Raw genomic sequence first — 16,932 nt, 5'->3', positions numbered from 1 at the left:
TCGTCGCCTGCGCCAGCCACCCTTCTCTCCGCTCACGGCCTGATCACGGCCTGCCCTGGTCGGGGCCCAGCGGTTCCGCCCGAGGAACGAGTCGTGGTGGCCGCAGGGAGCAACCTGGCGCGCCCTGCGGCCAAGAGGACGAAGGAGGCCGCGCTGTGCGCAAGTTATCCGTTATCGCAATAACACGATCGACCGCTGCGCTTGGGCGACCGCTATACTGGCCGAGCACGGCCTGTAACGACTGCCTCGAGCATCCCGTAGCGAAGGCGTCAGCCGGTCGCTCGCTAATTCCCCTTCTGCCCGGCCCGGGCGACGTACGAGCGGTCCGATGAGCACCACGCCCCCGACTTCCAGCCTTTCCTCCAGTCTCGCGCAAGACGTCGACCTCGTGGCAGAGATCGCCGCGATTCCGCGCATCCTGGACACGGTGTGCCGGCTGACGGGCATGGGCTTCGCCGCGGTGGCGCGGGTGACCGATGATCGCTGGATCGCCTGCTGCACCCTCGATCTCATCGGCTTCGGCCTCGGGCCCGGCGACGAGCTGGTGGTCGAATCGACGATCTGCGACGAGATCCGCGACCACCGGCAGCCGGTGGTGATCGACGATGTGGCGCAGGACGACCGCTACCGCAGTCACCACACCCCCCGGCAGTACGGTTTGCGCAGCTACATCTCCGTACCCATCGTGCTGGAAGATGGCAGCTTTTTCGGCACTCTTTGCGCGATAGATCCGCGGCCCGCCCAGCCCAGTCGCCCGGAAGTGCTGGCGACCTTCGAGCTGTTCGCCGGCATGATCGCCCTGGAAATAGCGGCGCAGCGCCGCTTCCAGGCGGCACGCAACGTCCTGCACAGCGAGGCCTTCTCGCGCAGCCTGCTCAAGGCCAGCCTGGATTGCGTCAAGGTGCTGTCCGCCGAAGGCCATATCGAATTCATGAACGGCCAGGGCCTGGAGCTGAATCAGCTGCAGTCCGTGGACCAGGTTCTCGGGCAGGAATACGCGGCGCTCTGGCCGGAAGAAGAAGGCTGGAAGATCCGCCAGGCCGTGGCAACGGCGGCTGAGGGACGGACGACACGGGTGGAGGGTTTCTGCCCGACGGCGCGGGGCGAACCGCGCTGGTGGGAGGTGTCCTGTTCGCCGTTCGAGGTGGCCGGCAGCGACCGCCCGAAGATCATCTGTATCTCGCGTGATATCAGTGGTCGCATCCTGGCGGAAAAGGCCCAGCGGGCGCGCACCGACGCCATGTCGACACTCAATGATGACCTGGAGCGCCAGGTCTCGGCGCGCACGGCCGAACGCGACCAGATCTGGCAGTGCTCGACCGATCCACTCTGCGTGGCCAGTCTCGACGGCTTCTTCCTCAGCCTCAATCCGGCCTGGGTACAGACGCTCGGCTGGACGCTGGAGGAGCTCAAGGCCGAGCCCTTCGTGTCCTTCGTCCATCCTGACGACCTGGCCGCCACGCGCCAGGCCTTCGGTGCCCTGCGGCAGGGCAAGCCAGTGAGCAACTTCGAGAACCGCTACCGTCACCGCGATGGCTCCTATCGCTGGTTGTCCTGGAATGCCGTGTACAACGACGGGCTAATCTATGCCACGGTCCGCGACGTCTCTGAGCAACGGCAGAACGCCCTGGACCTGGCTAATGCCGAGGATGCCCTGCGCCAGTCCCAGAAGATGGAGGCCATCGGCCAGCTCACCGGTGGGGTGGCCCACGACTTCAATAACCTGCTGACGGTGATCAAGTCGTCCTGCGATCTGCTCAAACGTCCGAACCTGAGCGAAGAACGGCGCGACCGCTACATCAACGCCATTTCCACGACCATCGACCGCGCGGCGAAGCTGACGGGACAGCTGCTGGCCTTCGCCCGGCGCCAAGCCCTCACGCCGGAGGTGTTCTCGGCGAGCGCCAACGTACGCGCCCTGCACGACATGCTGGGGACGCTGCTGGGCTCACGCATCCAGATCGAGGTGGACTTGCCGGAGACGCCCTGCCTGGTCTACGCCGATCCCGGCCAGTTCGACACTGCCCTGGTGAACATGGCGGTCAACGCCCGCGATGCCATGGACGGTGCCGGTCGTCTGACCCTCGCCATCGAAACCGTCGCCGCCATTCCGGAAAGCCCGTCGCAGGCAGGCAGCGACTTGCCGGCGGTGGTCATGTCGATCACCGACACCGGCAGCGGCATCGCCCGGGAACACCTGGAACAGATCTTCGAACCCTTCTTCACCACCAAGAGAGTCGGCCAGGGTACCGGGCTCGGCCTGAGCCAGGTATTCGGCTTCATCAAGCAATCCGGCGGCGAGATCCGCGTGACCAGCGAGGTCGGGCGTGGCACCACCTTCCGCCTCTACCTGCCGCTGGTAACTGGCGAGGCAGGCCCGGTGATCACCAGCACACCGCCGGCAGTCGCCGATGGCCACGGCATCGCGGTGCTGGTGGTCGAGGACAACCTCGACGTGGGCACCTTCGCCGTCGCTTCCCTGCGGGATCTCGGCTATCGCCCTGAGCTGGTGTCGAGCGCGGAACTCGCCCTGGCGCTGCTCGCCGAGCGGCCAGGACACTACGACGTGGTGTTCTCCGACGTGGTCATGCCCGGCCTGAGCGGCCTGGAACTCGCCATCGAGATCAGACGCCTGTATCGCAGCCTGCCGGTGCTACTGACCTCCGGCTACAGCCACGTCCTCGCCACCAACAATGCCCAGGGTTTCGAGTTGATCCACAAGCCCTATTCGGTGGAAGAGCTGTCGCGGCGCCTACAGGAGATCCTGGAAGAGGCGGCCGCGCACTGGGTACCCTGACGACGGACTGAACAGCCCGTCGCTCCCCGGAGTATTCGCCGAGAGGGAAGCGTGGCCTGCCAGGCGCGTCAGGCCCTCAGGCTGGTTGGCGCACCTTGGGCTGGTCCCGGTGCCGCGCCAGGTCCCGATAGCCTGCGGCGGGATGCTCCGCCGGCAACAGCGGTCCGGCACCGCCCAGCTTTTCGCGCAGGGTGCCGCTCCGGTAGGCGCCTTTGTAGACGCCGCGCCGTTGCAGTTCCGGCACCAGCAGCTCCACCACGTCGGCGAAGGTCTCGTGGGTCACCGCATAGGCCAGGTTGAAGCCATCCACATCGGTTTCCTCGACCCAGCTCTGCAGCTCGTCCGCCACCGTCGCGGCGCTACCCACCAGCAGCGGTCCGAAACCGCCGATGCCGACCCAGTCGGCCAGCTCCTGCACCGTCCATTGCCTGCCGGGATCGGCGGTGGAGAAGGCTTCCACCGCCGACTGGATGGCGTTGGTGTGCAGGTGCTTGAGTACCTGGTCCGGGCGGTAGGCGGCGAAATCGATGCCGGTCCAGCCGGAGATCAGCGTCAGGGCGCCTTCGTAGCTGACGTAGTCCTTGTAGTCCTGCCACTTGGCCCGGGCCTGGGCATCGGTCGCGCCGACGATGACCGTCTGCAGATTGAAGATCAGCACCTGGCGCGGATCACGACCCGCCTCGACGGCCCGCCGACGGATATCGGCCACCGTCCTCTTGAGCACCGTCTTGGACGGCGCGGCGACGAAGACGCATTCGGCGTGCTCGGCGGCGAATTGGCGGCCACGACTGCTGGCGCCGGCCTGGTAGAGCACCGGGGTGCGTTGTGGCGAAGGTTCGCAGAGGTGGTAGCCCGGTACCTGGAAATGCCGGCCGTGGTGGCCGATGGGATGCACCTTGGCCGGATCGGTGAAGCGACCGGAGGCGCGGTCGCGCACCACCGCGCCCTCCTCCCAGCTGCCTTCCAGCAGCTTGTAGACGACCTGCAGGTATTCCTCGGCGTAGTCGTAGCGGGCATCGTGGTCGGCCTGGGCGGACTGGCCGAGATTGCGCGCGCCACTTTCCAGGTAGGAGGTGACGATGTTCCAGCCGATGCGCCCCTTGGTCAGGTGATCCAGGGTGGAGAGCCGGCGGGCGAAGGGATAGGGATGCTCGAAACTCAGGGAGGCGGTCAGGCCGAAGCCCAGGTGGCGGGTCACCGCCGCCATGGGGGTGATCAGCGCCAGAGGATCGTTGACCGGCACCTGGGTAGCCTCGCGCAGGGTGGCTTCCGGGCCGCCACCGTAGACGTCGTAGAGGCCGAGGACGTCGGCGATGAACAGACCGTCGAACAGGCCGCGTTCGAGCAACTGCGCCAGCTCCGTCCAGTACTCGAGGTCCTTGTAGTCCCAGGAGCGGTCGCGCGGGTGGCGCCAGAGTCCGGGGGATTGGTGGGCCACGCAATTCATGTCGAAGGCGTTGAGGCGGATTTCACGGGACATGGAGACTCCTAATGGGAGGCGTCGTGGCGCCGGGCGAGTTGATTGAGGGTCAGCACCAAGAGAATCAGCAGCCCGGTGGCCACCTGCTGCCAGTAGAAATTCCAGCCCACCAGCAGCAGGCCGTTGGCGGCCACCGCCAGCAGCAGCACGCCCAGCAGGGTGCCGGGCACGTTGGGCCGGCCATGGCGATTCAGGCTGGCGCCGATGAAGACGGCGCCGATGCCATTGATGAGATAGGCATTGCCCGAGAGCGGCACATAGGCATCGATGCGCAGGGCCAGCAGCATTCCCGCCACCGCCGCGGCCAGGGCAGTGGCCAGGCAGGTCCAGAGCGCCAGGCGCCGCAGCGCCAGCCCCGAGTAACGCGCCACCAGCGGCTGGCTGCCCAGCGCCAGCAAGGCGCGGCCCAGGCGCCCACGGGCCAGTACCAGGCCGTAGAGCGTGGCCAGCAACAGTACTGTCCAGACCGCCGCCGGCACCCCGAGCCAACTGCCCGTGGCTGGCCTGACCTCGGGTCTCAGGTACAGCGGCAGGCCGCCCTCGGACAGCAGTTGTTGCAGGCTGGTACCGATGAACAGCAGCCCCAGGCTGGCGAGGAAAGGCGACAGCCCCACGCCGGCCACCAGCAGGGCATTGGCCAGGCCGACCAGCAGCCCGAGCCCCAGGCCACCGGCAAGCGCCACGGGCAGCGGCCAGCCGGCGTTGAGCAGGGCGATGCAACCGAAGGCCGCCAGGTCCAGGGCGATGCCCACCGAGAGATCGATGCCGCCCGCGGCGATGGCGTAGGTCAGCCCCAGGGCCACCAGCACCGGCACCAGGCCATTGTTCAGCAGCAGGCTGAGCAGGTTGCCCCGGCTGAGAAAACCGGGCGCGGCCAGGGCGAAGACCACCACCAGCGTCAGGAACAGCAGCGGCAAGGCCAGGCGCAGGCCGGGACGGCCGAGGGCGAGGGTCGCGTTCATCGGCTGCCCTCCTTGCGCAGACTGGCCGCTGCCACCACCAGCAGGATCAGCGTGCCCTGCACGCCATTGACCAGGAAGCTGCTCACTCCGAGCAACTGGAAGCCATTGCCGAGCATGCCCACCAGCAACGCCGCCAGCAGGGTGCCGCCGACACTCGGCTGGGAGCGCCAGGAAAACACCGTACCGAGAAAGGCGATGGCCACCACCGGCAGCAGCAACTCGCCGGACCCGGGCGTACTACCGCTGAACCAGGCCACCGACAGCAGCGCCGCCAGGCCCGCGCAACCACCCGCCAGCAGATAGCTGGAAAACACCAGCGCCCGTACCGGCAGGCCCGCGGCCCGCGCCGCTTCGGGATGATCGCCCACCGCCGCCAACCGCAGGCCGTAGGGGGTGCGCTGCAGCAGCACCGCCAGCACCAGGGCGGTCGCCAGCAGCACCCAACCGGGAGCCGGGATGCCCAGCAGGCTGCCGAGGGCCAGCCCATCCAGCCAGGGCGCGCTGGCCGGCAGCACGGTATTTTCGCTCAGGACCAGTTCCAGCCCGGCCACCACATTGAGGCTGGCCAGGGTCGTGAGCAGCGGCGACAGGCCCAGCAGGGTCACCGCCAGGCCGTTGACCGTCCCTACCAGCAGGCCGCATGCCAGGGTCAGGCCGATGGCCAGCGGCGCGCCGTACCCCGCGTTGACCAGGATCGCCTGGACCGCTGCGCAGAGTCCAAGATTGGCCGCCAGCGACAGATCCAGCCCCCCGGCCAGGACGTTGCCACCCCCACCGACGATCACCAGGGTGAGGCCCAGCGCCAGGATGCCGGGAATGGCGGCCTGGGCCAGGATATTGGCGAGATTGCCGGCGCCCAGGAACCCTGGCGCCCGCCAGGCGAACAGGGCGGCGATCAGCACGAAGGCCAGCAGCGCGCCGTGGCGGCAGACGTCCAGCCACGCACCCAGGGCGGGCGCGGTCAATTGTTCAGGATGCGAGGCCAAGACCCGCCCTCCTCGTCGCGTCCGCAGCCGGTGCCAGAGCGCCGGTGGCGGTGGCCAGCAGCTCCTCGGTGCTCAGTTCCTTGGCCGGGCGCGCCGGTAGCAATCGTCCGCGGTGCATCACGTGAATGCGATCGCAGAGGTTGAGCAACTCGGGCAAGTCCACCGACAGGATCAACACCCCGGCGCCCTGCTCCACCAGCCGGGCGACCTGGCGATAGAGTTCGGCTCGCGCGGCGAGGTCGATGCCCACGCTGGGTTCGTCCAGCAGATAGAGCCGCGCGTCCCGGGCCAGCCATTTGCCGAGGGCGACCTTCTGCTGGTTGCCACCACTGAGGTGCCGCACCGGCGTCTCCAGGTCCGGGGTGCGGATGTCCAGCGCCTGGCGCAATCGAAGTGCGGCTTGGCGTTCGGCGCCTGGCCGGCGTAGACCGAACCAGCTGAAACGCTCCAGGGCGGCCAGGGTGAGATTCTCGGTCACGGTAAGGTCCAGGGCCACGCCCTGCTGCCGGCGATTCTCCGGCAACAGCGCCAGACCCGCCCGCACCGCGGCCCGGGGATGGGCGAAACGTTGCGGACGCCCCTCCAGCAGCAACTCACCCTCGGTCACCGGCAACAGGCCGAACAGGGTCTTGAGCAACTCCTTGGCGCCCGAGCCGACCAGTCCGGCCACCCCGACCACCTCGCCGCGGCGCACCTGCAGGTCGACCTCGGCGAAGGCGCCCGGACGGCCCAGCTTGCGAGTCTCCAGCAGCACCTCGCCCGGCGCTGCCCGGGCCCTGGGATAGGCCTCGCCCAGGTCCCGATTGATCATCAACCGCGCCATGGCCGCCGCCGGCGTCACGCTGGGCTTCACCTCCGCCACCACCTGGCCGCCACGCAGCACCGTGGCCCTGTCACAGAGGCGCTCGACCTCCTGCAGATAGTGGGACACATAGAGCAAGGCCAGGCCCTGATCGCGCAACTCGCGCAGCAACCTGAGCAGGCGCTCCACCTCGCCATGGGCCAGGGCTACCGTCGGTTCGTCGAGCACCAGCACCTTGGGTGTGCCCAGCAGCGCCCGGCTGATCTGCAGCAGTTGCTGTTCAGCGCTGCTCAGTTCCGCCACCCGGGTTCGCGCGCGGCAGTCCAGGCCAAAGCGCTCGGCCAGTAGCCGCTCCGCCGCCCGCTCCTGCCCGCGGCGATCCAGGAGCGGGCCGCGGCGCCGCTCCTGGCCGAAGAACAAGGCCTCGGCCAGGGTGAAGTTGGGCGGCAACAGCCGCTCCTGGTGGATGATGGACACGCCACGGCGGGCCAACTCGCGCGGACCCGCGCCGAGCAATGACTGGCCGTCCAGGCGCAACTCCCCGGCATCGGGAGTCACCAGGCCAGCGAGCACCTTGATCAGGGTGGACTTGCCGGCGCCGTTCTCGCCGATCAGGCCATGGATCTCGCCGGCCCTCAGGGTCAGGTCGACGCCCGCCAGCGCCTGGGTCACGCCATAGCGCTTGGCGACGCCGCGCAGTTCGAGCACCGCCGTACTCACTGATCACCCCGCAGCGCCGCGACCTGGTCGAGATTCGCGCGGGTGGTGAGCAGGGTCGACACCTGGGTCTCCTTGGGCAGGTCGCGCGCACCAGCGAGGTAGCGAGCGACGTTCTGCACCGCGGTCCGGCCCATCAGCGCCGGTTGCTGGGCGACCACCGCGCCCACCGGGCTGTCGTCACGCTTGAGCAGTTCCAGCACCTCGGGGGTGCCATCGACGCCATAGGTCTTGATCTCGGTACGCCCGGCCTCGATCAGCGCCTGGCTGGCGCCGAGCTGGGGAATGTCCCAGGCCGACCAGATGGCGGCGATCTGTCCCCTGGGATACTTGTTGAGCAGCGCCGCGATCTGGCCACGGGCGTCCTGCACGGTATTGGGGATCACATCGCGCAGCTCGGGCTGGATGATCTTCAAGCCCGGATGGGCCTCCAGCACCTTGCGCAGCTCGGCGTAGCGGATGGCGCACACGGGTACCCCCTGGAAGCCATTGAACACCAGGATGTCGCCCTTGCCCCCAGAGTCCCTGGCCAGTTGCTCGGCGAGTTCTCGCCCGGCCGCGGCATTGTCGGAAGTGGTGTTGTTGAGGCTGTACTGGGACGGCGCATCGATGGTGAACAGCGGGATGCCCGCCGCCTTGATGCGCTTCAGCCAGGGATCTATCACGCTCAGGGTGCCGAGGGTCTGGATCACCGCGTCCGGCTTCTGGGTCACCAGTGTCTGCAGCTGGGTGACCAGATTCTTGTCGTTACGGCCGGCGTCCAGGGTGATGGGAATGCCGCCCAGCCGCTTGACCTCTTCCACCTGGGCCTGGAACGCCTTGAGGTCGAAGTAGTGGCTGGTGCCGGTCATGCTGATGGCGATGCGCTTGCCGGCCAGCGAGGGGATCTCGTCGGCGGATGCCAGCGCGGTCGTGGCCAGCAACGGCACCAGCAGGAGGGTACGGAGCAGAGTACGCAGGGACATGGCTATCCTTTTCTAGTCGAGTGTCGTCAGGTGGTGCTCGCCCAGCAGGCGCCGGAGGTCGCGGGCGGTCGGACCGGCCTGACGCGGCGCAGGCGCCCCGGCCAGCCATTCACGCTGGAGTTCGTCGGCGAGCTGGCGGGCGTGGTCGGCGGCCAGGCGCGCCTGGATCTGCCGCAGCGGCTCGTGATCGGCCGTGCTGTCCCGCGTCAGGGCACGGGCGGCGGCCAGGCGGACCTGGAGATCGCCAACCGCAGCGATCACCAGCGGATCGCGGGCCCGGGAGTCCTGGGGCAGTTGCGCGCGAAGCTGCGCGAGAATGCCTTCGGCGAAGGTGAGTTCTGCGTGGGTAGCGGAGCTGAGATCGGTCATGGCATCAATTCCAGGCATGCCGAGGGGGCTCGACGCCGTTGAGCAGGTGGTTGCCGATGAGGTGGTATTTCCAGCGCACCGGATCGTGCAGCGTGTGGGTGCGGGCATTGCGCCAGTGACGGTCATGGCCGAAGCGTTCGGAGACGCTGCGGGTGCCACCCAGCTCGCACAGGCGATTGGCGGCCGCCAGGGCGATGTCGGTGGAGGCGACCTTGGCCTGTGCCACCACCACCGAGGCCTCTGCAACGCTGGCCGCCGAGGGCCCGGCCAGGGCCCGGTCCACCGCGCCGCCCGCTTCTTCCAGCAGCGCCTCGGCAGCGGCCAGGCGCCAGCTCAGGTCACCGATCAGCGCCTGGCCGAGCGGGTCCTGCCAGCCGTAGTCGAGACCGCTGTCGGTCCAGGGGCGTGACTGGCGCGCCGCCGCCAAGGTCGCCGCGAAGGCACCCCGGGCGATGCCGACGTCCACCGCCGCCTGGATGATCTGGGACACCGGACCGTCCGCCGTCGGTCGCTCGAAGGCCTTCCAGGCCGGCAGGACGGCACTGCGCGGCACGCTCACGCCCTTGAGCAGCACGCGCCCACTGGCGGTGGTGCGCTGGCCGAAGCCGTCCCAATCGTCGATCACCGTCAGACCGCCCGCATCGCGGGGCACCAGCGCGAGATGAGCCAGACCCTCCTCGTCCAGCGCCACCGTGGGCACCACATGGGCGAACAGCGCGCCGGTGCAATAGGCCTTCTCGCCATCGATCCAGGCCGTGTCCCCGGTGAAGCGGATGCGCGTCTCGAACTGGGTGACGGTCTTGCTGCGTGCCTCGGAAAAGGCATTGCCGAAGCGATAGCCCTGCAGCACCAGGCCCAGGTAGTGGCGCTGCTGCTCGGGGCTGCCGGTCAGCAGCAGGTTGTTGACCACGCCCAGGTGATTCTGCGGCAACTGCCCCAGGGAAGGATCGGCCGCGGAAATGCGGGCGATGACCTCGGCGACGGTACCGAACCCAACCCCCGCGCCACCGAAGGCGCGCGGCACGGTGATGGCCCAGAGACCGCTGGCCGAGAAGCGCTCCAGCTCGGCCCAGGGCAGGCGTCGCTCCTGATCGCGGCTGTGTGCTTCGCGAGCGAAATCCTCGGCGAGCGCGGCAGCGGCGTCGAGCGCCTCGGCGGCATCGCGCAGGACGTTGGCGGGGCGTTCGGGGACAGCGCGGGGGATGGCATTGAGTGAGGTGACAACGGCCATGCGAGGACTCCCTTGAGGAAACCCTCCCACCATTGCATGGCCTATGCCACCCAAATAAGTCTTCCAAAACAGTTACTTGGGATAGGTGGCGAAGTTGCGCCTGTTGCCCGCGCAACACTTTGCCGGCCTCGTGTTGCCGAATGAACAGCCAACTCCCACCCCGTACCGCTAGCGAAAACCAGGCCGTCCAGGGATCACGTTTCGCCCCATGGAAATGGGCTGCGGTACCTCTATAGGCGTATGAATCTTACTTCAATGGATCAGGCGCCTGGCCTCATGGTCGGTGATGACAGACGCCTGTTCACACCACCGTTCAACGCTCAACACGTCGACGTCGATGTAGCCGCTTTCGTCGATCAAGGCGTATTCCTCACGCCCTTCTGGAACGAGAGTGACCTAGCCAAGCCGGCTCGATAGCGACGCCGCGGAAGAAGGATCAAAGGGAGCGAGGATCAGCCAGGGGTCGACATCCGCTACATGGGGTGCGCCTTGAACCGCTGCTCCTTTACTCCGCTGGGGATGCCCAATCCTCGACTCTCAACCCAGGCACTCGGTCGAATTCGCGGCGGTTGTTGGTGACGACAATCAGCCCCTTGGCGCGGGCATGCCCCGCGATCATTTGGTCGTACGGGCCTATCTGCTGCCCCATTCGAGCCAGCTCGGCGCGAAGTTGTCCCGTGTGAAAGGCCGCGTCCTGGTCATAGGTGAGTACTTCCAGGCGAGCGGCAAAGCCTTCCACATCCGCCAGATTACGCTCGGGGTTAGAAGACTTCTCCGCACCATAGATCAACTCCATCAGGGTGACCGTGCTGATGCACATCTGACCGTGGTGCCTTTTGAAGGTCTCTCGAACCTCCTGCGGTCGGTTCTTGATGGTGAAAATACAGATGTTGGTGTCGAGCATGAACTTGAGCATCAGAAGGTCTCGCGCTCCTGATCGGCAGGCTGTTCACGCTGCGCCATGAAGTCAGCCGTCACACCATCGCCGTCGAACCAGCTATCCCAGGCTTCGCCAGCGGGACTGATGATGCGGGTTCGTCCCAGGGCGACCACATCGACTCGCTTTACGTCATCAGGAAGGGCTACCGACTTGGGCAGCCTGACTGCCTGGCTACGATTACTCTGAAAAACCGAACCTTGCTCCATGGAATACCTCGCGGGATATATCAGGCGTATATCCCACCTTAACCGCACCGGGGGACATGTCAATGGGGCATGTCACGAACTGAACCGGCACGAAGAGCGGTCACGAGTACGCCGGTCAAGGCTCCGATATCGCCCGTGTGCTCACGGCCGTCGCCCAAGGGCGCGCTCGATCGAACGAACGATCACGCCTTGAAAACGCTATTCCCTCGACCTATCGGGTAACATGCGCCGCCGCAGGCCAGACGTCGGTAGGCAAGGAGTTCAGTGTGTTCGAGACCCAGGTCATCATCATCGGTGCCGGTGCCGCAGGTTTGATGTGCGCGCTGAGCGCTGCCGCGCGTGGGCGCCGGGTGCTGGTGCTCGACCATGCCAACAAGGCCGGCAAGAAGATCCTCATGTCCGGCGGTGGCCGCTGCAACTTCACCAACCTCTATTGCGAGCCGGCCAACTTCCTCTCGCAGAATGCGCATTTCTGCAAATCGGCCCTGGCGCGCTTCACCCAGTGGGACTTCATCGCCCTGGTGGCCAAGCACGGCGTGCCCTACCACGAGAAAAAGCTCGGCCAGCTGTTCTGCGACAACAAGGCCAGCGACATCCTCGCCCTGCTGCTGGACGAGTGCGCCCAAGGCGGCGTCGACATCCGCCTGAACACCGCGGTGCAGGAGATCGCCCGCCTCGATCAGGGTTATCAGCTGCAGACCAGCCTGGGGCCAGTACGCGGTGAATCCCTGGTGATCGCCACCGGTGGCCTGTCCATCCCGACCCTCGGCGCCACCGGCTTCGGTTATCAGATCGCGCGGCAGTTCGGCCATAACATCCTGCCCACCCGCGCCGGCCTGGTGCCCTTCACCGTCACCGATCCGCAGCTGAAGGATTTCTGCAGCGCCCTGTCCGGTACCGCCGTGGAAGACTGCCGGATCACCTGCAACGGCCAGAGCTTCGTCGAGAATCTGCTGTTCACCCATCGCGGCCTCAGCGGCCCGGCGATCCTGCAGATCTCCTCCTACTGGCAGCCCGGCGACACCCTCAGCATCGACCTGCTGCCCCACCTCGACCTGCCGCTGTGGCTCGCCGAGCAGCGGCAAGCGCGCCCCAACAGCGAACTCAAGACGCTGCTGGGCGAGCTGTTCACCAAGAAGATGGCCACCCTGCTCGCCGACAGCTGGTTCCCGTCCAAGCCGCTGAAGCAGTACGGCCCTGACGAACTCAAGGCCATCGCCGCTCGCTTGAACGACTGGCAGTTGGTGCCGGCCGGGACCGAAGGCTATCGCACCGCCGAAGTCACCCTCGGCGGCGTCGACACCCGCGAGGTGTCGTCCAAGACCCTGGAGTCGCTGAAGTCACCCGGGTTGTACTTCATCGGCGAGGTGCTGGACGTCACCGGTCACCTGGGCGGCTTCAACTTCCAATGGGCCTGGGCCTCGGGCTACGCCGCGGCGCAGTACGTCTAGCGCCAGCGCCGCCTTAGCCGAAGCTGACGCCACGCAGCAGCGCAGGATCCACGGTCCGGGCCTGATAGCGCACCGAGACCTGGCCATAGGCATGGGGGTCGAGCACCTGGTCCCAGCCAGTCGGGGTCACGGGCTGGCTGCGGCTGACGTCGGCTTCGGCGACGGTCGGCTGGGCGGCGGCCTGGGTACGTCTTTCATTGAGCTCGGCGGCCATGGCGGTGTAGCTGGCGGTGCTGAGCAGGGCGAGTGCGGCCATCTTGTTGAAGACGTTCATGGTGGATTCTCCTGTCTTGAACACGGGGGCTGGCGTCGCCGCGGCAGCGGTCCGGCGTCAGTCACGGTTCCACCTTGCGCCTTGGCGTCTTAACACCGTCTTAACCCCGCTGAACCCGACCTGAACGACTGCGACAACCTGCCCCAGGTGCTGGCCACTGGCCAATTGATCTGGATCAGTTTTGCCCAGGGCCAGCAGGCGCATCCTGCCTGCAGCCGCCACTCCGTCCTGGAGGGCGCCACGGCTCGCGAGGTCGCCATGAACGGACGCCTGGTCAAGGAACTGCTGGTCATCCTGCTGATCAAGCTGGCGCTGCTGATGGTAATCAAGAGCCTCTGGTTCAGCGCCCCCACGGTCCCGCCCGACGCCACCCAGGCGGTCAGCGCCCACCTGCTGGACTAGCACCCTTTCCTTTAGCTTGAGGAGATTGCCGGGATGATCTCGGAATCCGTCGTGGACCTGTCACGCCTGCAATTCGGCATGACCGCGCTGTATCACTTCATCTTCGTGCCCCTGACCCTGGGGCTGGTGGTGATCCTGGGGATCATGGAGTCGGTCTATGTGATGACCGGCAAACAGGTCTACAAGGACATGACCCAGTTCTGGGGCAAGCTGTTCGGCATCAACTTCGCCTTGGGCGTCACCACCGGCCTGACCATGGAGTTCCAGTTCGGCACCAACTGGGCCTACTACTCCCACTATGTCGGCGACATCTTCGGCGCGCCCCTGGCCATCGAGGGCCTGATGGCCTTCTTCCTCGAATCGACGCTGATCGGGCTGTTCTTCTTCGGCTGGGAGCGCCTGTCCAAGGGCCAGCACCTGCTGGTGACCTGGCTGGTGGCCCTGGGCTCGAATCTCTCGGCGCTGTGGATCCTGGTGGCCAACGGCTGGATGCAGAATCCGGTGGGCGCCGAATTCAACTACGTGACCATGCGCATGGAGCTGGTCGACTTCGGCGCCCTGCTGCTCAATCCCGTGGCCCAGGTGAAGTTCGTCCATACCGTGGCCTCGGGCTACGTCACCGGTGCCATCTTCGTCCTCGCCATCTCCAGCTACTACCTGCTCAAGGGTCGCGACGTCGGCTTCGCCCGGCGCTCCTTCGCCGTGGCCGCCGCCTTCGGCACCGCCGCGGTGATCTCGGTGATCGTGCTGGGCGATGAATCCGGCTATCGCGTGGGCGAGGTGCAGAAGGTCAAGCTGGCCGCCATCGAGGCGGAGTGGAACACCGAGGCAGCGCCGGCCTCCTTCACCCTGTTCGGCATCCCCAACCAGCAGGAGATGCGCACCGACTATGCGGTGAGGATTCCCTACCTGATGGGGCTGATCGCCACCCGCTCCACCAACGAGCCGGTCACCGGCATCAAGGACCTGGTCAGGCAATACGAGGAACGTATCCGGAGCGGTGCCCAGGCCTACGCCGTGCTGGAACGCCTGCGCGCCGGCGACGACTCCGCCGCCAATCGTGCCGCCTTCGACGCCCGCAAGCACGACCTCGGCTATGGCCTGCTGCTCAAGAAGTACGTGAACGATCCCGCCAGCGCCACCCCCGAGCAGGTGCGCCAGGCTGCGCTGGATACCATTCCCGGCGTCGCCAGCCTGTTCTGGACCTTCCGCATCATGGTCGCCTGCGGCGTGCTGATGCTGGCGCTGTTCCTCTGTGCCTTCTGGGCCTCGACCCGGCGCAACGAGCTGCAGAAACCCTGGCTGCTGAAGTGGGCGCTGCTGAGCCTGCCGCTGCCCTGGATCGCCACCCAGACCGGCTGGTGGGTCGCCGAGCACGGCCGCCAGCCCTGGACCATCAGCGAGGTACTGCCCACCCACCTGTCCGCCTCCAGCCTGGCCGTGGGCGACCTGCTGGGTTCCATCGGCGCCCTGGTGACCTTCTACACCCTGCTCTTGATCGTGGAGCTGTACCTGATGATCCGCTTCGCCCGCCGCGGCCCGAGCAGCCTGCATACCGGCCGCTATTTCCACGAGCGCGCCGCCCAGTTAGGCGACGCCCTGCGCCAGGCCGCCGTGGCCAGGCCCGCCGCTCCGGTCAACGTCTGAGGAGACCGCCATGTTCGACTATGAAGTGCTCAAGCTCACCTGGTGGGTGCTGATCGGCGTGCTGCTGATCGGCTTCGCCCTCACCGACGGCTTCGACCTGGGCGCCATGATCCTGATGCCCCTGATCGGCAAGACCGACAAGGAACGCCGCGCCGCCATCAACAGCATCGCGCCGCACTGGGACGGCAACCAGGTGTGGTTCATCACCGCCGGCGGCGCCCTCTTCGCCGCCTGGCCGATGGTCTATGCCACCGCCTTCTCCGGGCTCTACTGGGCGCTGTTGCTGGTGCTCTTCGCGCTGTTCCTGCGACCGGTGGGCTTCGACTACCGCAGCAAGCTGGAAGACGTCCGCTGGCGCAGCGCCTGGGACTGGGGCCTGTTCACCGGTAGCCTGGTACCGTCCCTGGTGTTCGGCGTGGCCTTCGGCAATCTCTTCGCCGGCCTGCCCTTCCAGCTCGACGACACCCTCAGATCCAGCTACCACGGCAGCTTCTTCGCCCTGCTCAACCCCTTCGCCCTGCTCTGTGGCGGGGTCAGCCTGGCCATGCTCTGCGCCCATGGCGGCAGTTGGCTGATGCTGCGCACCCACCACGCCCTGGGCGAGCGTGCCCGCCGCGCCACCGGCCTGTGCGCCCTGCTGCATCTCGTCACCTTCGGCCTGGCCGGCGTCTGGCTGGTCTCCAGCTTCGACGGCTACCTGCTGGTCAGCCAGGGCGATCCGGGCAGCGCCCTGAATCCGCTGCACAAGGTGGTGACCCTCGGCAATCCGGGCTGGCTGGCCAACTACCATGCCCAGCCGCTGACCCTGCTCGCGCCGGTGCTGGCCGCCCTCGGCAGCATCCTGGCCCTGCTCGGCAGCAGCTGGCGCCAGGCAGGCCTAGCCTTCACCGGTACGGCCCTGGCCATCGTCGGCACCCTCGCCACCGCCGGCTGCGCGCTGTTTCCCTTCGTGCTGCCGTCGAGCCTGGACCCGGCCTCCAGCCTGACCGTCTGGGACGCCGTCTCCAGCCACAAGACGCTGGGCATCATGGTCATCGCCGCGGCCATTTTCGTGCCGCTGATCCTGGCCTACACCCTGTGGAGCTACGCACGGATGTGGGGCAAGGTCGACGACCGTTTCATCGACGCCAATCCCCACGGCCTCTACTGACCAGCCCCTCTCAAGGAGACCTGCCATGTGGTACTTCACCTGGATCCTCGGCGTCCTGCTCGCCGCGAGCTTCGGCATCATCAACGCCCTCTGGCTGGAAAGCACCCGGGAGCTGGACGTCCATGACGATGCCGAATGCTGAAGCCCTGCCCCGCGTCCACCCGCTAGGGCGGGCGCTGTCCCTGCTGCTGGCAGCGCCCCTGGCGCTGCTGCTCTTGATCCATCCCGGGCTGATGCTCGACGCCAGCGGCCACTACAGCCATCCGCTGCTGATGGCGGTGATGCTCGGCGTCTCGGCCGGCCTGGTGCATGGCGTCGGCTTCATGCCGCGCCTGTGGCTCTGGCGCCTGCTGTTCGGCCCGGTGCTGGGCTGGCCGCTGCTGGTGCTCGGCTATGCCCTGCTCTTCCAGGCGCAACTGGGCTGATTGACGTCCGACGATAGCGCCCGGCCTTCCCGGGCGCCGCCTTCATCACCCGGCGTACCGCCTGGCCGCACGCCGCGTGCCGCTCCACTCCCGCCGGTGAATAATCTGACTATCAAGGTTCGCCTGCA

Annotated in this window: 17 protein-coding genes; 7 read left to right on the top strand and 10 right to left on the bottom strand. The window is 67.1% G+C overall.

All coding sequences use genetic code 11. The features are described from left to right. Nucleotides 1–328 precede the first annotated feature (328 nt). Nucleotides 329–2,797 carry a PAS domain S-box protein gene (locus tag AR540_RS02495; protein ID WP_059226275.1) on the top strand — a complete coding sequence of 823 codons (2,469 nt, stop codon included), beginning with the start codon at nucleotides 329–331 and terminating at the stop codon, nucleotides 2,795–2,797. A 76-nt stretch (nucleotides 2,798–2,873) separates the two neighbouring features. Here AR540_RS02495 and AR540_RS02490 read toward each other — a convergent pair whose 3' ends face one another. The 9 genes from AR540_RS02490 to vapB form a co-directional block, all read right to left on the bottom strand. Continuing rightward, the gene (locus tag AR540_RS02490; RefSeq protein WP_059226274.1) at nucleotides 2,874–4,277 is read right to left on the bottom strand and encodes an LLM class flavin-dependent oxidoreductase; all 1,404 of its coding nucleotides are present in this window, start codon (nucleotides 4,275–4,277) and stop codon (nucleotides 2,874–2,876) included. A gap of 8 nt (nucleotides 4,278–4,285) precedes the next feature. After that, a complete protein-coding gene (locus AR540_RS02485) occupies nucleotides 4,286–5,239 on the bottom strand; it encodes an ABC transporter permease (RefSeq protein WP_059226273.1) in 954 nt (317 codons plus the stop codon). Next, nucleotides 5,236–6,225: an ABC transporter permease gene (locus AR540_RS02480; protein WP_059226272.1), complete on the bottom strand. Its 990-nt coding sequence runs from the start codon at nucleotides 6,223–6,225 to the stop codon at nucleotides 5,236–5,238. The genes AR540_RS02485 and AR540_RS02480 overlap by 4 nt, the downstream gene beginning before the upstream one ends. Further along, nucleotides 6,209–7,747, bottom strand: coding sequence for a sugar ABC transporter ATP-binding protein (locus AR540_RS02475; RefSeq protein WP_059226271.1), 1,539 nt, complete (start codon nucleotides 7,745–7,747; stop codon nucleotides 6,209–6,211). The genes AR540_RS02480 and AR540_RS02475 overlap by 17 nt, the downstream gene beginning before the upstream one ends. Further along, nucleotides 7,744–8,709: a sugar ABC transporter substrate-binding protein gene (locus AR540_RS02470; protein ID WP_059226270.1), complete on the bottom strand. Its 966-nt coding sequence runs from the start codon at nucleotides 8,707–8,709 to the stop codon at nucleotides 7,744–7,746. Before AR540_RS02470 ends, AR540_RS02475 begins: the two co-directional genes overlap by 4 nt. A gap of 12 nt (nucleotides 8,710–8,721) precedes the next feature. After that, entirely contained in the window at nucleotides 8,722–9,078 is a 357-nt protein-coding gene (locus AR540_RS02465) for a hypothetical protein (RefSeq protein WP_059226269.1), read from the bottom strand. A 4-nt stretch (nucleotides 9,079–9,082) separates the two neighbouring features. Further along, nucleotides 9,083–10,309, bottom strand: a complete 1,227-nt coding sequence (locus AR540_RS02460; protein WP_059226268.1) for an SfnB family sulfur acquisition oxidoreductase — start codon at nucleotides 10,307–10,309, stop codon at nucleotides 9,083–9,085. 505 nt (nucleotides 10,310–10,814) lie between these two features. Further along, complete coding sequence (gene vapC, locus AR540_RS02455; RefSeq protein WP_059226267.1) at nucleotides 10,815–11,225, bottom strand: type II toxin-antitoxin system tRNA(fMet)-specific endonuclease VapC; 411 nt, start codon at nucleotides 11,223–11,225, stop codon at nucleotides 10,815–10,817. Further along, a complete protein-coding gene (vapB, locus tag AR540_RS02450; RefSeq protein WP_059226266.1) occupies nucleotides 11,225–11,455 on the bottom strand; it encodes a type II toxin-antitoxin system VapB family antitoxin in 231 nt (76 codons plus the stop codon). Before vapB ends, vapC begins: the two co-directional genes overlap by 1 nt. A gap of 266 nt (nucleotides 11,456–11,721) precedes the next feature. On the opposite strand from vapB, the gene AR540_RS02445 reads away from it, so the two are divergent. Further along, nucleotides 11,722–12,906 (top strand): NAD(P)/FAD-dependent oxidoreductase, encoded by a 1,185-nt coding sequence (locus AR540_RS02445; RefSeq protein WP_059226265.1) that lies wholly within the window; start codon nucleotides 11,722–11,724, stop codon nucleotides 12,904–12,906. Between the two features lie 13 nt (nucleotides 12,907–12,919). Here AR540_RS02445 and AR540_RS02440 read toward each other — a convergent pair whose 3' ends face one another. After that, entirely contained in the window at nucleotides 12,920–13,180 is a 261-nt protein-coding gene (locus AR540_RS02440; RefSeq protein ID WP_059226264.1) for a hypothetical protein, read from the bottom strand. A gap of 258 nt (nucleotides 13,181–13,438) precedes the next feature. On the opposite strand from AR540_RS02440, the gene cydP reads away from it, so the two are divergent. Genes cydP through AR540_RS02415 form a run of 5 tightly spaced genes read left to right on the top strand, consistent with a single transcriptional unit; the run spans nucleotide 13,439 to nucleotide 16,804 of the window. Continuing rightward, complete coding sequence (cydP, locus tag AR540_RS25680; protein ID WP_017641416.1) at nucleotides 13,439–13,582, top strand: cytochrome oxidase putative small subunit CydP; 144 nt, start codon at nucleotides 13,439–13,441, stop codon at nucleotides 13,580–13,582. A gap of 33 nt (nucleotides 13,583–13,615) precedes the next feature. After that, nucleotides 13,616–15,229 carry a cytochrome ubiquinol oxidase subunit I gene (locus AR540_RS02430; RefSeq protein WP_059226262.1) on the top strand — a complete coding sequence of 538 codons (1,614 nt, stop codon included), beginning with the start codon at nucleotides 13,616–13,618 and terminating at the stop codon, nucleotides 15,227–15,229. Nucleotides 15,230–15,239: 10 nt separating this feature from the next. Beyond that, the gene (gene cydB / locus AR540_RS02425) at nucleotides 15,240–16,379 is read left to right on the top strand and encodes a cytochrome d ubiquinol oxidase subunit II (RefSeq protein ID WP_059226261.1); all 1,140 of its coding nucleotides are present in this window, start codon (nucleotides 15,240–15,242) and stop codon (nucleotides 16,377–16,379) included. Nucleotides 16,380–16,404: 25 nt separating this feature from the next. Further along, complete coding sequence (cydX, locus tag AR540_RS02420) at nucleotides 16,405–16,521, top strand: cytochrome bd-I oxidase subunit CydX (protein ID WP_007158843.1); 117 nt, start codon at nucleotides 16,405–16,407, stop codon at nucleotides 16,519–16,521. Further along, on the top strand, nucleotides 16,508–16,804 hold the full coding sequence (locus AR540_RS02415) for a cyd operon YbgE family protein (RefSeq protein ID WP_059226260.1): 297 nt from the start codon (nucleotides 16,508–16,510) through the stop codon (nucleotides 16,802–16,804). Before cydX ends, AR540_RS02415 begins: the two co-directional genes overlap by 14 nt. Nucleotides 16,805–16,932: the final 128 nt, after the last annotated feature.

It is taken from the genome of Pseudomonas sp. EpS/L25, from assembly GCF_001512295.1.
GTDB lineage: Bacteria > Pseudomonadota > Gammaproteobacteria > Pseudomonadales > Pseudomonadaceae > Chryseomonas.
The sequence above is the reverse complement of the archived record's forward strand: the minus strand, read 5'-3'. Positions and strand labels throughout refer to the sequence as shown.

Excerpts from the sequence above, each read along its gene's own strand:
- cydB (WP_059226261.1), top strand. The coding sequence starts at position 15,240 with ATGTTCGACTATGAAGTGCTCAAGCTCACCTGGTGGGTGCTGATCGGC.
- AR540_RS02430 (WP_059226262.1), top strand. The coding sequence starts at position 13,616 with ATGATCTCGGAATCCGTCGTGGACCTGTCACGCCTGCAATTCGGCATG.
- cydP (WP_017641416.1), top strand. The coding sequence starts at position 13,439 with ATGAACGGACGCCTGGTCAAGGAACTGCTGGTCATCCTGCTGATCAAG.
- AR540_RS02485 (WP_059226273.1), bottom strand. The coding sequence starts at position 5,239 with ATGAACGCGACCCTCGCCCTCGGCCGTCCCGGCCTGCGCCTGGCCTTG.
- vapC (WP_059226267.1), bottom strand. The coding sequence starts at position 11,225 with ATGCTCAAGTTCATGCTCGACACCAACATCTGTATTTTCACCATCAAG.
- AR540_RS02415 (WP_059226260.1), top strand. The coding sequence starts at position 16,508 with ATGCCGAATGCTGAAGCCCTGCCCCGCGTCCACCCGCTAGGGCGGGCG.
- AR540_RS02440 (WP_059226264.1), bottom strand. The coding sequence starts at position 13,180 with ATGAACGTCTTCAACAAGATGGCCGCACTCGCCCTGCTCAGCACCGCC.
- AR540_RS02490 (WP_059226274.1), bottom strand. The coding sequence starts at position 4,277 with ATGTCCCGTGAAATCCGCCTCAACGCCTTCGACATGAATTGCGTGGCC.
- vapB (WP_059226266.1), bottom strand. The coding sequence starts at position 11,455 with ATGGAGCAAGGTTCGGTTTTTCAGAGTAATCGTAGCCAGGCAGTCAGG.
- AR540_RS02465 (WP_059226269.1), bottom strand. The coding sequence starts at position 9,078 with ATGACCGATCTCAGCTCCGCTACCCACGCAGAACTCACCTTCGCCGAA.
- AR540_RS02460 (WP_059226268.1), bottom strand. The coding sequence starts at position 10,309 with ATGGCCGTTGTCACCTCACTCAATGCCATCCCCCGCGCTGTCCCCGAA.
- AR540_RS02470 (WP_059226270.1), bottom strand. The coding sequence starts at position 8,709 with ATGTCCCTGCGTACTCTGCTCCGTACCCTCCTGCTGGTGCCGTTGCTG.
- AR540_RS02495 (WP_059226275.1), top strand. The coding sequence starts at position 329 with ATGAGCACCACGCCCCCGACTTCCAGCCTTTCCTCCAGTCTCGCGCAA.
- cydX (WP_007158843.1), top strand. The coding sequence starts at position 16,405 with ATGTGGTACTTCACCTGGATCCTCGGCGTCCTGCTCGCCGCGAGCTTC.